A 13,183-nucleotide genomic window follows, 5' to 3' on the forward strand; every position below is an offset into this window, starting at 1 on the left:
GTGTCGAACGGTGATCGCATATCTCAAGGGCGTGCTGGCGAGCACCAGTGCCGAACATGCGGTGATCGAGGTGAATGGCGTCGGCTATCTCGTCGGCGCCTCGTCGCGCACGCTGGCCGCGCTGGGGCCGGTCGGCGAGGCGGTGCACGTTCACACCGAACTCCTCGTCGGGGAGGATTTCCAGCGGCTGGTCGGCTTCTCGGGCGCGGACGAGCGCGACTGGTTCCGACTGCTCACCAGCGTTCAGGGGGTAGGCGCGCGCGTCGCGCTCGCAATCCTCTCGGCGCTCGAACCCGCCGAGCTCAGCCGCGCGGTCGCCGCGCAGGACAAGGCGATGGTCGCGCGCGCCAACGGCGTCGGGCCCAAGCTCGCCGAGCGGATCGTGCGCGAGCTCAAGGACAAGGCGGGCGGGATCGTACTCGGCCCATCTGCGGCCGCACAGGCAATCCCTGTCGGTGCAAGTGCCGATGCGGTATCGGCGATGCTCAATCTCGGCTTTCGCCCCGCTGAGGCGAGCGCTGCGGTCGCCGCCGCGGAGGAGGAACTCGGCCCGGCGGCGACGCTCGACGCGCTCGTCCGGCTCGCGCTGCGCAAGGCGGCGAAATGATCCACCGCCGCGCCACCTGCCAGTGCGGCGCGGCGGCGATCGACTGCGAGGGCGAGCCGGTCCGCGTCTCGGTATGCCACTGCCTCGATTGCCAGCGCCGCAGCGGCGCGCCGTTCGCCGCGCAGGCGCGATTCCACGACGCATCGGTAAGTATTACCGGCGATCTCGCGCATTGGCGGCGCACCTCGGCGCGCGGCGGGGTGTCCGACCATCATTTCTGCCGCACCTGCGGATCGACATTGTTCTATCGCGTCGCGGCCGAGCCCGGCATCGTCTCGATCCCGATCGGCGGCTTCGGCGACGCGCCGCTCCCGCCGCCGGTCTATTCGGTCTATGAGGCGCGCAAGCGATCGTGGGTCGCGATCGTCGGCGACGCGATCGAGCATCACGACTGAGCGGTGGGGCTGGCTGAGCGATGAGCGCGCGGACGATCGCGGTGTACAGTCTGAAGGGCGGCGTGGGTAAGACGACGCTTGCGGTCAATCTCGCCTGGGCGGCGGCGACGCTGTCGGCGCGGCGCACGCTGCTGTGGGATCTCGACGGCCAGGCCGCGGCAACCTGGATCCTCGGCCACGACGCCGGCGGGCGCGAGGCGGGGGCGGCGATCCGGCGCGAGGTGGAGGCGAAGCGCCTCGTCCGCCCGACTGCGTTCGAACGGCTCGATCTGCTGCCCGCCGACGCCTCGCTGCGCGAGCTCGACGTCGCCTTTCACACGCTCGACAAGAAGAAGCGGCTCGCGCGCCTGGTCGACGATCTCGGCGGCGACTATGACCGGATCGTCATCGATTGCCCGCCGGGGCTTACCGACACGTCGGACCAGATCATGCGCGCCGCCGATCTCGTCGTCGTTCCCGTCATCCCCTCCGCGCTGTCGCGCCGCGCGCTCGATACGATCACCGCGCACGTGCAGAAGAAGAAAGGGCCCAAGGTCACGCTCGCGCCGGTCTTCTCGATGGTCGATCGCCGCCGCCTGCTGCATCGCGAGGCGCTGGCGCAGCATCCCGACTGGCCGGCGATCCCGATGGCAAGCGCGTTTGAGGCGATGACCGAGCGCCGCGCGCCGCTGGGTAGCTTCGCGCCGCGCACGTCGCCGGGAGCGGAGGCGATCGCCGCGCTGTGGCGCCGCGTCGAAAACGCGCTATCGGACCTGCGATGACCGACGACGACCGCCTGATCACGCCCGCGCGCCGCACCGAGGATGCCGACGCGGCGCTGCGCCCGAAGCGGCTCGACGAGTTTGTCGGCCAGGCCGCGGCGCGCGAGAACCTGCGCGTCTTCATCGAGGCCGCGCGCGGCCGCGGCGACGCGCTCGATCACGTGCTGTTCTTCGGGCCCCCCGGGCTCGGCAAGACGACTCTGGCGCAGATCGTCGCGCGCGAGATGGGCGTGGGGTTTCGCGCGACGTCCGGCCCGGTGATCGCCAAATCGGGCGATCTTGCCGCGCTCCTCACCAACCTCGAGGACGGCGACGTGCTGTTCATCGACGAGATCCACCGATTGCAGCCATCGGTGGAGGAAGTGCTCTACCCCGCGATGGAGGATCGCGCACTCGATCTGATGATCGGTGAAGGGCCGTCGGCGCGCAGCGTCCGCATCGATCTGCCGCGCTTCACGCTGGTCGGCGCGACGACGCGGCAGGGCCTGCTGACGACGCCGCTGCGCGACCGCTTCGGCATCCCGATCCGGCTGCAGTTCTACACGGTCGAGGAACTGACGCGGGTGGTGACGCGCGCGGCGTCGCTGCTCGATCTCGACGTCTCGCCCGATGGCGCAGCGGAAATCGCGCGCCGCTCGCGCGGGACGCCCCGCATTTCGGGACGGCTGCTGCGACGCGTGCGTGATTTCGCCAACGTGGCAGGCGTGAGGATCGTCGATGCCACTGCGGCCGATCGTGCGCTCAACCGGCTCGAGGTCGACGCGCTCGGCCTCGACGCGATGGATCGCCGCTACCTGTCGATGATCGCCGACATCTATCGCGGCGGGCCGGTGGGGGTCGAGACGCTTGCCGCCGGCCTCAGCGAGCCGCGCGACACGATCGAGGAGGTGATCGAACCGTATCTGATCCAGCTCGGCCTCGTCGCGCGAACGGCGCGCGGCCGCGTGCTCAACGCGGGCGGGTGGAAGCACCTCGGGCTCAATCCGCCCGCGGGCAGCCAAGACGGATTGTTCGACTGACCGCGTGCGTCACGCGTACGCCGCGGAGCCAAGCGCCGCCCGCGACGTTGGGCGAGACACCTGAAAAGAGGGACGAGCCATGACGCATACGCCGCCGGTGCCGCCGGGCAACCAGTCACCCTATCCGATCCAGGAGCCGCCGCACGCCGCGGACGCGGCGCCTGCGATCCCGACGACTTCCGCCGCCAAGCCCACCGCGCCCGCCATCGCCGATGACAACGCGGCAGACGAATGGGCGCCGTCGGCGTCACCGGCTCGCTGGTCACTCGGCACGATCGTCGGCGCAGCGGCGGGCGTCGGTGCGATCGCGATCGGTGTCGCCGCAATTCTGTTTCCGCGCGACAGTGCGGCCAGCCCCAAGCCTAAGCCAAGTGCCAAGCGGACGCCGAAGTCGAAGCCGAAGCCGGCCAAGTGACAGGCTTTGCCGCGGTGCCGCGCAGGAAATGTTGCGTGGCACCCACGGCACCTGCCTGCTAGCCCCGGCCTATGCCCGTATCCGCCGCCGCCTCCGCCCGCGAGATCCTCGTCAACCTGCACGACGTGATGGCGGCGCGATCGAACGCGCAGGCCAAGCTCAACCAGGTCGTCGACATCATTGGCGAGGCGCTCGATAGCGAGGTCTGCTCGATCTACCTGCTGCGCGAGGGCGTGCTCGAGCTCTACGCGACACGCGGCCTCGCGGCAGACGCGGTGCACGTCACCAAACTCGTACTCGGCGAGGGACTGGTCGGCACGATTGCCGAGAGTGGCGAGATCCTCAACCTCGACGAAGCGGCGAGCCATCCCGATTTCGCCTACAAGCCCGAGACCGGCGAGGACCGCTTCCACAGTTTCGCCGGCGTGCCCATCATCCGCCGCGAGCGCTCGGTCGGCGTACTCGCGGTGCAGCACGCCGATCCGCGGCGCTACGCCGATATCGAGATCGAGGCGCTGCAGACGGTGGCGATGGTGCTGAGCGAGCTCATCGCCAACGCCGGGCTGATCGACCAGCGCGGCCCCAAGGATCGCCCGCAGTCGACCGCGAGCGTCCGGCTGATCGGGCAGAAGCTGGTCGAGGGGATGGGCGCCGGATGCGCGGTGTTCCACCAGCCGCGCATCCATATCGAGCACACCGTTGCCGAAGACACTGAGGCCGAGCGCCACCGCGTCTACGCCGCGTTCGACAAGATGCGTGACCAGATCGAGAAGATGACGCGCGAGGCGGAGTTCGGCGTCGGCGGCGAGCATGAAGAAGTGCTCGAGACGTACAAGATGTTCGCCTATGACGAGGGCTGGTCACGCCGCATCAACGAGGCGATCGACAGTGGGCTGACGGCGGAGGCGGCGATCGAGCGCGTTCAGCAGCGCACCCGCCAGCGCATGCGCCAGATCGACGATCCGCTGCTCGCCGATCGCATGCACGATCTAGAGGATCTGGCGAACCGCCTCTTGCGCATCGTGTCGGGCCAGATGGGCACGGCGGCGCAGATGGGCCTTCGGCAGGACACGATCCTGATCGCGCGTAACCTTGGGCCGGCGGAACTGCTCGAATATGATCGCCGCCGGCTGAAGGGCGTTGTGCTCGAGGAAGGCTCGCTCACCGCGCACGTCACGATTGTCGCGCGCGCGATGGGCGTGCCGGTGCTGGGCCGCGTGCGCGACGTGCGCCGCGCGATCGGCGAGGGCGATCTCTTGCTGCTCGACGTCAACGAAGGCTCGGTCGTCGTGCGCCCGTCGACCGCGATGGAGGAGGCGTTCGACGCCAAGCTGCTGCTGCGGCAGAAGCGCAAGGCCGCCTATGCCGCGCTGCGCGACGTTGCACCCGTCAGCAAGGACGGCCACCGCGTGACGGTGATGGTCAACGCCGGCCTGCGCGACGACGCCGCCGCGCTCGACGTGACGGGCGCCGACGGCATCGGGCTGTTCCGCACCGAATTCCAGTTCCTTGTCTCGGCCACTTTGCCGCAGCGCGAGCGACAGCAGCGGCTGTACCGCGAGGTGCTCGACGTCGCGGGCGATCGCCCGGTGATCTTCCGCACCGTCGACATCGGCGGCGACAAGGCGCTGCCGTACCTGGTGCAGGACGCCGCGGAAGAAGAGAATCCGGCGATGGGCTGGCGCGCGCTGCGGCTCGCGCTCGAACGCGACGGGCTGATGAAGGCGCAGGCGCGCGCGCTGCTCGAGGCGGCGGCCGGGCGCACGCTCAACGTCATGTTCCCGATGGTCAGCGAGGCGTGGGAGTTCGCCGAGGCGCGCGCGCTGTTCGAGCAGCAGCGCGACTGGATCGCCTCGCGCAATCGCCGCCTGCCGAACGAGATTCGCTACGGCGCGATGCTCGAAGTGCCGAGCCTCGCCTATCAGCTCGATCTCCTGCTGCCCCAGGTCGATTTCATCTCGATCGGCACCAACGATCTGACGCAATTCCTGTTCGCCGCCGATCGCGCCAATCCCAAGCTCGCCGAACGCTACGACTGGCTGTCCGCCTCGATCCTGCGCTTCCTCGCTGCGCTGGTCGCGCCGTGCGCCGAGGCGGGCGTGCCGCTCGCGGTGTGCGGCGAGATGGGCGGGCGGCCGCTCGAGGCGCTCGCGCTGATCGGCATCGGCATCGATCGCTTCTCGATCACGCCCGCCGCGGTGGGGCCGATCAAGGCGATGGTCCGCTCGCTCGATCACGTCGCGGTGCGCGCGGAAATGGCGCGGCTGCTCGCCGCCCCGCCGCGCGATCTGCGCGGTGCGCTTGCCGCTTGGGCGGCCGCGCAAGGCGTTGAACTGGGCTGAACCGCCGACCAAAAGCGGCGCGGTTCGATTGACACCCATGGCCCGCTCTGTGAGACGTTGCCGGGCAAGGTCGGGCGGGGTCGGTCCGTCCGGAGCGGAGATCCGAATGACTGACGCCGGTCGCAGCGACGACGCGACGCCACTTCCGCAACGTGTCGGTGACAGGCTGCGGGACGAGCGCGAGCGGCAGGGCATGTCGCTCGAGGAGATCGCTGCGCGCACGCGGGTGCCGCTGCGCCATTTGGAGGCGATCGAGGCGTCGAACTACGGCGCGCTGCCGTCCCCCACCTATGCCGTCGGCTTCGTGCGTGCCTATGCCCGCGCGCTCGGCACGAACGAGGTCACGCTGGCGAGCGAGGTGCGTGTCGAGGCGCTCAAGGCGCCACGTGCGCAGCCGCAATATCAGCCGTACGAGATCGCCGATCCGGCGCGGGTGCCGAGCCGCGGACTGGTGATCGGCGCCGCCGGGCTCGGCCTGGCGCTCGTCATCCTCGCGATCCTGTGGTTCGCAACCGGGCTGCTGCGCGGCGATACCACGGCGGAAACGCCATCGGTCGCCGTCGCCGTGCCCGCCGCACAGCCGCCTGCCGCGCCGACGCCGTCGGGGGCCGGGCAGGTCACGCTGGTCGCGACGGGCGAGGTGTGGCTGCGCGTGTACGACGCCGCGAACAAGACGCTGTACCTTGGCACGATGAAGCCGGGCGACCGGTTCGACGTGCCGCCGACTGCCGACAATCCGATGATCAACGTCGGCCGGCCGGACAAGCTGCAGGTGACGCTCAATGGATCGAACCTGCCGCCGCTCGGCACGGGCGAGCGCGCGATCAAGGACGTGCCGGTCGGCGCCGCCGCGCTCGCCGGCCGCGCGAACCCGCAGCCCGGCGCAACGCCGACGCCCGCCGCCGCGCCCGCGCTGACGACGCGGCGCGACGTCCCGCCCGCCTTCGCGACCGCCCCCGCCGGCCAGTGAGCGCGCCGGTCCTTAAGGCTGGCGACAGGCGCGGCGTTGTAGCTATAGCGTCCTTCTGTTTCCGCACCGGGGGGTGTCGTTGATGCGTAAGTTGCTGTTCGCCGTTCTGCTGGTGGGGTCCGCCACGCCCGCCCTCGCGCAATCGGGCCTCGACGGCCGCGTCGGCAAGCTCGAAAGCGAGATGCGCGCCGTCCAGCGCAAGGTGTTCCCCGGCGGGGCTGCGTATGTCGAGCCGCAGGTGCGCGCGCCCGATGCGCCGCGCGAGGAGATCGGCGCGCCGTCGTCGAGCGCGGTTGACGATCTGACGCAGCGCGTCTCCTCGCTCGAGGCGCAGATCGCCTCCATCACCGGGCAGATCGAGCAGACGCAATATCGCATGCGCCAGCTCGAAGATCAGTTCGCCGCCTACAAGAAGGCCACCGACGCGCGGCTGGCGAGCGGTGCGTCGGCGCCGGCTGGCGTATCGGGTGACGATGACGCCGGCCCGGTCGTACCGCCACCGCCGCGCGCCGCCGGATCGGGCGCGTCGCGGCCCGCTACGCGTCCGGCGGGCAGCCTCGAAGGACAGCTCGGAGGCGGCGGCGCGCCGACCGCTACCGCAAGCGCGTCGACCGGCGGGATCGAGAAGCCTTCGACGGGCCAGCCCGACGAGGACGAATATATCTACGGCTACCGGCTGTGGGCCGCCAAGCGCTACCCGGCGGCGGCGGAGCAGCTAAAGAAGGTGGTTGCCGCCTATCCCAAGTCGCGCCGCGCGAGCTACGCGCAGAACCTGCTCGGCCGGTCGTATCTCGACGACGGCAAGCCGAGCCTCGCGTCGATCGCCTTCTACGACAATTACAAGAAGATGCCCGATGGCGAGCGCGCGCCCGAGAGCCTCTATTATCTCGGCCAGGCGCTGACCAAGCTCAACAAGCCCGCCGACGCGTGCAAGGTCTATGGCGAGCTGATCGACGTCTACGGCGATCGGATCGGGCAGGGCATGAAGGACGACGTCGCGCGTGCCCGCACGTCCAACAAGTGCAAGTGATCGGGTGATCGACGCCGCCGACGTCGCGCGCTTCCGCGACGACGTCCTGGCGCTGATCGACACGCCGCTCGGTCCCGCCGCGCCACTCGGCCTCGCGGTATCCGGTGGCCCGGACAGCATGGCGCTGCTGCTGCTCGCGCGGGCGGCGTTTCCGGGCGCGGTGGCGGCGGCGAGCGTCGACCATGGTCTGCGCGCGGGCAATGCCGATGAGGCACGGATGGTCGCGCGCGAGGCGGCGGCGCTCGGCGTGCCGCACGCGATCCTCGGCATCGACGGCGAACTCGTGGGGGCGAGCCTGCAGGCGCGTGCCCGTGGCGCGCGATACGCGAGCCTCGCACGCTGGGCCGACGCGGCGGGGGCTGTCGCCATCGCCACCGCCCATCATGCCGACGACCAGGCGGAGACCTTTCTGATGCGCGCCTCGCGCGGCTCGGGCGTCACCGGTTTATCAGCGATCCGCCCGCGCGCGGTGGTGGCGGGGGCGCAGCTGGTCCGCCCGCTGCTCGGCTGGCGACGCGCGGCGCTGCGCGCGATCGTGCGCCGCGCCGGCGCGGCGTTCGTCGACGATCCGTCAAACGCCGATCCGCGGCACGATCGCACGCGCTTTCGCCGGCTGCTCGACCAGAACGAATGGCTCGATCCACCCGCGCTCGCCCGCACCGCCGGCGCGATCGGCGAGGCGGAGCGCGATCTCGCCGCGCTCGCCGACCTGTTATGGGCCGAGCGCGCGACGATCGGCGATGCGAGCGTCGCCATCGACGTGGCCGGCCTGCCGCGCGACACGCGTCGCCGCCACGTTCGCCGCGCGATCGCGCTGGTCCGCGACGGCGCCGCGATCGCCACCCCCGCGTTCGACGCTGGCGCCAATGTCGAGGCGCTGATCGACGCGCTCGACGGCGGGCATCGCGCGACACAGGCGGGCGTGATCGGCAGCCCCCGCCAAGGGCGTTGGCACTTCCGCGCAGCCCCGCCGCGTCGATCACTCTGACCGGCCCAATTCCGCGTCGCGTTCCATTGCCATTAACCTTGGGCAGCCTACATTGCTGCTGTTGAAAGGTAGCGCATGAACGAGAACGACAAGCAGTCCGGCGGCGACAATGGCGGCAACGGCCCCAACCCGTGGATGAAGAGCCTGCTCATCTGGGTGGGTATCCTGCTGTCGCTCGCGATCGTCGTGACGATGTTCGACGGGCGGACGGCCACGGCCAGCGGCAATTCGATCGCCTATTCGGCGTTTCTCGACAAGGTTGACGAGGGCACCGTCAAGGATGTCGTGATCTCACGCGACCAGATCAGCGGCACGCTGTCGAGCGGTGACAAGTTCCGCACTGATCCCGTTTCCGATCCGCAGCTCACTGATCGCCTGCGCAAGGCGGGCGTCGAGATTTCGGGCAAGCGCGAGGAAGGCCCGTCGATCTGGCAGTATATGCTCGTCCAAGCGCTGCCGTTCCTGCTGTTTCTCGGCATCGCCTTCTTCGTCGTGCGCCAGATGCAGAAGGGCGGCGGCGCGGGCGGCGCGATGGGCTTCGGCAAGAGCCGCGCGAAGATGCTGACGCAGAAGGAAGGCAAGGTTACCTTCGCCGACGTCGCCGGCATCGACGAGGCGCGCGAGGAGCTTGAGGAGATCGTCGAGTTCCTGAAGGATCCGTCTAAGTTCGCACGCCTCGGCGGCAAGATCCCCAAGGGTGCGCTGCTCGTCGGCTCGCCCGGCACCGGCAAGACGCTGCTCGCCCGCGCGATCGCGGGTGAGGCGGGCGTGCCGTTCTTCACCATCTCTGGCTCGGACTTCGTCGAGATGTTCGTCGGCGTCGGGGCGAGCCGCGTGCGCGACATGTTCGAACAGGCCAAGAAGTCGGCGCCGTGCATCGTCTTCATCGACGAGATCGACGCCGTCGGCCGCCATCGCGGCGCCGGCCTCGGCAACGGCAACGACGAGCGCGAGCAGACGCTTAATCAGCTGCTGGTCGAGATGGACGGCTTCGAGGCTAACGAGGGCATCATCATCATCGCGGCGACCAACCGCCCTGACGTGCTCGATCCCGCGCTGCTGCGTCCGGGCCGCTTCGACCGCCAAGTCGTCGTGCCGCGCCCTGACATCGAGGGCCGGATCAAGATCCTCGAAGTGCATATGAAGAAGGTGCCGCTGGCGCCCGACGTCGATGCGCGCACCATTGCGCGTGGCACGCCGGGTTTCTCCGGCGCCGATCTCGCCAACCTCGTCAACGAGGCGGCGCTGATGGCGGCGCGCAAGTCGAAGCGCCTTGTCGCGATGCAGGAGTTCGAGGAAGCCAAGGACAAGGTCATGATGGGCGCCGAGCGGCGTTCGATGGTGATGACCGACGACGAGAAGCGCATGACCGCCTATCACGAGGCGGGCCACGCGATCGTCGCGCTGCACGAGCCAGCGTCCGATCCGATCCACAAGGCGACGATCATCCCGCGCGGCCGTGCGCTGGGCATGGTGATGCGCCTGCCCGAGCGCGACAGCTACAGCTACCACCGCGACAAGATGTACGCGAACCTCGCGGTGGCGATGGGCGGCCGCGTCGCCGAGGAGATCATCTTCGGCTACGACAAGGTCTCGTCGGGGGCGAGCGGCGACATCCAGTATGCGACTGGCCTCGCGCGCGACATGGTCACCAAATGGGGCATGTCGGACACCGTCGGCCCGGTCGATTATGCGCAGCCCGAGGGGGAGAGCTTCCTCGGCTATTCCTCCTCGCAGCCGACTCATATGTCGAACGAAACCGCCAAGCTGATCGATCACGAGATCAAGACGATCGTCGAGGGCGGGTTGGCACGCGCCAAGACGGTGCTGACGCAGCACAACGATCAGCTCCACCTGCTCGCCGGCGCGCTGCTCGAATATGAGACGCTGTCGGGCGACGAGATCAAGAAGCTGATCGCGGGCGAAAATATCGGCCGGATCGATCAGGGGCCCAAGACGCCCGCGGTTCCGTCGGTGGGTACGTCGATCCCCAAGACGCGGCGTCCGCAGGGGCCGTTCGGCACCCCGTCACCCGCCGGCGCGTGACGCGGTAAACAGAAGGACGCGGCTGCCGAGAGGCGGCCGCGTTTTTCTTTGTGCGCTCTCCCCCCGCTGACGGGCGGTCAGGCGAGCCCGAAGTACAGGAGCAGCAGCGCGAAGGCGGGAACGATCGCGCCGACGATCAGCCCGACGAGGATCGTCGTGCGCACCAGCGCGCCGACGCGGCCGAGCCGGTACGCCCCCTTCATCTGGCGATAGATGTGGAACGGCGGCACGATCAGCGCGGCGACGATGACGATCCAACTAGCGACGCCGACGGTGCTCAACAGCGCGAGAATGATCGTCAGCAACGAGATGAACGTCAGCGAATAGGTGGTGAAGACGGCGTGGTCGTAAACGCCGAAGCGGCGGCTGAACGGGAACAGCAGCCACAGGAACGGGATCGACAGTGGGATCAGCGCCCAGCTGTATTTGTACGCCGATGTCTTGAGCTTGTAGAGCAGCAGCTTGGGGTTCTCCTTGGCATGGCGGAACTTGCCCTCCAGCCAATTGTCCTCGCTGGCCGGCGGCGCGCCGGCGACATCGAACGTCGCTGGCACGGGAAGTAGCCGCTCGGCATCGGCGAGGTCGCTGCGCGCCTTCTCCGCCACTTTCAGCCGTCGGTCGAGCCGCGCCAGCCGCTCGGCGTCGGGGCTGAGCTCGCGGCGCTCCTCGGCGATCGACTGGCGCAGCTCGCGTACCTCGCTTTCGGATCGCACGCGCTCCTCGGTCACCTTGGCGCGCGCCTCCGCCATTCCGCCGGTGATGCCCGATTTGAGGAAGTCGGCGTCGCCGAACGACCAGCCGGGTAGGTTGGCGACGATTGCGAACATCAGGAAGACGGTGAACAGGAACAGCGCCAGCGGCGACACGAAGCGCGCTCGTTCGCCGTCGACGTAGCGCCGCGTGAGCTCGCCCGGCTGCGTCACCAGCATCGGCAGCGTGTGCCAGGCCTTGCCCTCGAAATGGAACACGCCGTGCGCGATGTCGTGCAGGATCGCGCCTGCGGTGCGATGCACGTGCGCCGCCTGGCCGCAGGCGTGACAGTGCGATCCGATCAGCGCGGTGCCGCAATTGAGGCAGGCGTGCTCATCGGCATGATCGTGCGAGATGCCGCCTGCGGCCCTCGGCCGCTCGACCGCGCGCGCGATCAGCCCGCCGGTCAACACGTCCGCGCCCGCTTCGATACCGTCCGTCATCCGCCAACCCCCTGCCGGACGCCCGGTTTAGCGCGTCGCGTCGGCAACGCAAAACGGCGGTGGGATCGCGCCCGCCGCCGCCGCTCTACGCCCGAACCGGTGCCCGGCGCGCGCTCAGTACTTACTGAGCGTCACCGGCAACCGGCGATAGCCGTGGACGAAGCACGCCGCTACGCGCTCGGGCGCGCCGGTTACGTTCACGCGCATCCGCCGCGCCGCCATCTCCTCGAGCAGGATACCGATCTGCAACTCGGCGAGCCGTGCACCGACGCAGCGGTGGATGCCGTGACCGAAGGCGAGGTGGCGGCGGGCATTGGGGCGATCGATGACGAGATCGTCGGCATCCGTGCCGAACACGCTCTCGTCGCGATTGCCCGAGATGTACCATAGCGCGAGCTTGTCGCCGGCCCTGATCTGCTGCCCCATCAATTCGGTATCGGCGGTGGCGGTTCGCCGCATGTGCGCGAGCGGCGTCTGCCAGCGGATGATCTCGCTCACCGCATTGGGGATCAGCGACGGATCGGCCTCCAGCTTCGCCCGCTGGTCGGGATATTTGTCGAGACCATAGGCGAGCCCCGACATCGTGTTGCGCGTCGTATCGTTGCCGCCGACGATCAGCAGGATCAGGTTTCCGATGAACTCACCGTCGTCCATCTCGCGCATCGCGTCCGAATGGATCATCATGCTGATGAGATCGGGCTGGCGCGGCTTGTCGACGCGCTCGTTCCACAGCCGGCGGAAATAGCTGCCGCATTCGTACATGTGCTGCAGCCGCTGCTGGCGAAGCTCGGGGTTCTTGATGATCTCGATGTCGCCCGCCCAGTCGGACCAGAAGGTCAGCTTGCGGCGATCCGCCCAGGGGAAATCGAACAGGATCGCGAGCATCCCCGTGGTCAGCTCGATCGAGACGGTATCGACCCAGTCGAATTCCTCGCCCCACGGCAGTCGATCGAGCACCTCGCCGGTGCGGCGGCGGATATCATCCGCCATGCGCGTCATTTCGGACGGGGTGAAGGCGGGGGAGACGGTGCGGCGCTGCGCGGTATGCACCGGGCGATCACGCGCGATGAACATCGGCATGCGCACCGCATTGGGATCGTCCACCTCGAAATTGGCGAGCGTGATCCCGCCGGTTTCCGACGAGTAGAGATCGGGCAAAGATTCGACCTCGACGATCGGCTTGTAGCTCGAGACCGACCAATAGGGGCCGAATTCCGAATCGGGCACATAGTGGACGGGCGCCTCGGCGCGCAGCCGCGCGAACGGTTCGCGCCACGTATCGTCGCGGTACAGCTCGGCCCGGCTGACGTCGAACGGATCGACCGTCGCCGTGTCCAACGCACTTTTCGCAAGCGTCGCCATCATCACTCTCCCGCGTCGTTATTGGTTGCGAGAGAAAACCTAACTGACAGGCTTG

General features: G+C 69.0%; 12 protein-coding genes. 10 read left to right on the plus strand and 2 right to left on the minus strand.

What is annotated here, in order from left to right; translation table 11 throughout:
* Positions 1-10: 10 nt before the first annotated feature.
* From ruvA to ftsH, 10 genes are all read left to right on the plus strand, one after another.
* Entirely contained in the window at positions 11-607 is a 597-nt protein-coding gene (ruvA, locus tag F1C10_RS15325) for a Holliday junction branch migration protein RuvA (protein WP_185207480.1), read from the plus strand.
* On the plus strand, positions 604-1,002 hold the full coding sequence (locus F1C10_RS15330) for a GFA family protein (RefSeq protein WP_185207481.1): 399 nt from the start codon (positions 604-606) through the stop codon (positions 1,000-1,002). Before ruvA ends, F1C10_RS15330 begins: the two co-directional genes overlap by 4 nt.
* 20 nt (positions 1,003-1,022) lie before the next feature.
* A complete protein-coding gene (locus F1C10_RS15335) occupies positions 1,023-1,763 on the plus strand; it encodes a ParA family protein (RefSeq protein ID WP_185207483.1) in 741 nt (246 codons plus the stop codon).
* Positions 1,760-2,782: a Holliday junction branch migration DNA helicase RuvB gene (gene ruvB / locus F1C10_RS15340; protein ID WP_185207485.1), complete on the plus strand. Its 1,023-nt coding sequence runs from the start codon at positions 1,760-1,762 to the stop codon at positions 2,780-2,782. Before F1C10_RS15335 ends, ruvB begins: the two co-directional genes overlap by 4 nt.
* Before the next feature lie 79 nt (positions 2,783-2,861).
* The gene (locus F1C10_RS15345) at positions 2,862-3,197 is read left to right on the plus strand and encodes a hypothetical protein (protein WP_185207487.1); all 336 of its coding nucleotides are present in this window, start codon (positions 2,862-2,864) and stop codon (positions 3,195-3,197) included.
* A gap of 71 nt (positions 3,198-3,268) precedes the next feature.
* Complete coding sequence (ptsP, locus tag F1C10_RS15350; RefSeq protein ID WP_185207489.1) at positions 3,269-5,539, plus strand: phosphoenolpyruvate--protein phosphotransferase; 2,271 nt, start codon at positions 3,269-3,271, stop codon at positions 5,537-5,539.
* A gap of 106 nt (positions 5,540-5,645) precedes the next feature.
* Complete coding sequence (locus F1C10_RS15355; RefSeq protein ID WP_185207491.1) at positions 5,646-6,509, plus strand: helix-turn-helix domain-containing protein; 864 nt, start codon at positions 5,646-5,648, stop codon at positions 6,507-6,509.
* 82 nt (positions 6,510-6,591) lie between these two features.
* Entirely contained in the window at positions 6,592-7,539 is a 948-nt protein-coding gene (locus F1C10_RS15360; protein WP_185207493.1) for a tetratricopeptide repeat protein, read from the plus strand.
* A gap of 4 nt (positions 7,540-7,543) precedes the next feature.
* Entirely contained in the window at positions 7,544-8,527 is a 984-nt protein-coding gene (gene tilS, locus F1C10_RS15365) for a tRNA lysidine(34) synthetase TilS (protein WP_185207494.1), read from the plus strand.
* A gap of 75 nt (positions 8,528-8,602) precedes the next feature.
* On the plus strand, positions 8,603-10,573 hold the full coding sequence (gene ftsH / locus F1C10_RS15370) for an ATP-dependent zinc metalloprotease FtsH (RefSeq protein ID WP_308458063.1): 1,971 nt from the start codon (positions 8,603-8,605) through the stop codon (positions 10,571-10,573).
* Between the two features lie 77 nt (positions 10,574-10,650).
* Here ftsH and F1C10_RS15375 read toward each other — a convergent pair whose 3' ends face one another.
* Positions 10,651-11,766: a DUF3667 domain-containing protein gene (locus F1C10_RS15375; protein WP_185207496.1), complete on the minus strand. Its 1,116-nt coding sequence runs from the start codon at positions 11,764-11,766 to the stop codon at positions 10,651-10,653.
* Positions 11,767-11,880: 114 nt separating this feature from the next.
* A complete protein-coding gene (locus F1C10_RS15380; RefSeq protein WP_185207498.1) occupies positions 11,881-13,128 on the minus strand; it encodes a cytochrome P450 in 1,248 nt (415 codons plus the stop codon).
* Positions 13,129-13,183: the final 55 nt, after the last annotated feature.

Origin of the sequence: Sphingomonas sp. NBWT7, from assembly GCF_014217605.1 — a bacterium.
In the GTDB taxonomy this organism is placed as follows: Bacteria; Pseudomonadota; Alphaproteobacteria; order Sphingomonadales; family Sphingomonadaceae; genus Sphingomonas.

Excerpts from the sequence above, each read along its gene's own strand:
- F1C10_RS15330 (WP_185207481.1), top strand. The coding sequence starts at position 604 with ATGATCCACCGCCGCGCCACCTGCCAGTGCGGCGCGGCGGCGATCGAC.
- F1C10_RS15335 (WP_185207483.1), top strand. The coding sequence starts at position 1,023 with ATGAGCGCGCGGACGATCGCGGTGTACAGTCTGAAGGGCGGCGTGGGT.
- ruvB (WP_185207485.1), top strand. The coding sequence starts at position 1,760 with ATGACCGACGACGACCGCCTGATCACGCCCGCGCGCCGCACCGAGGAT.
- F1C10_RS15345 (WP_185207487.1), top strand. The coding sequence starts at position 2,862 with ATGACGCATACGCCGCCGGTGCCGCCGGGCAACCAGTCACCCTATCCG.
- ptsP (WP_185207489.1), top strand. The coding sequence starts at position 3,269 with ATGCCCGTATCCGCCGCCGCCTCCGCCCGCGAGATCCTCGTCAACCTG.
- F1C10_RS15355 (WP_185207491.1), top strand. The coding sequence starts at position 5,646 with ATGACTGACGCCGGTCGCAGCGACGACGCGACGCCACTTCCGCAACGT.
- F1C10_RS15360 (WP_185207493.1), top strand. The coding sequence starts at position 6,592 with ATGCGTAAGTTGCTGTTCGCCGTTCTGCTGGTGGGGTCCGCCACGCCC.
- ftsH (WP_308458063.1), top strand. The coding sequence starts at position 8,603 with ATGAACGAGAACGACAAGCAGTCCGGCGGCGACAATGGCGGCAACGGC.
- F1C10_RS15375 (WP_185207496.1), bottom strand. The coding sequence starts at position 11,766 with ATGACGGACGGTATCGAAGCGGGCGCGGACGTGTTGACCGGCGGGCTG.
- F1C10_RS15380 (WP_185207498.1), bottom strand. The coding sequence starts at position 13,128 with ATGGCGACGCTTGCGAAAAGTGCGTTGGACACGGCGACGGTCGATCCG.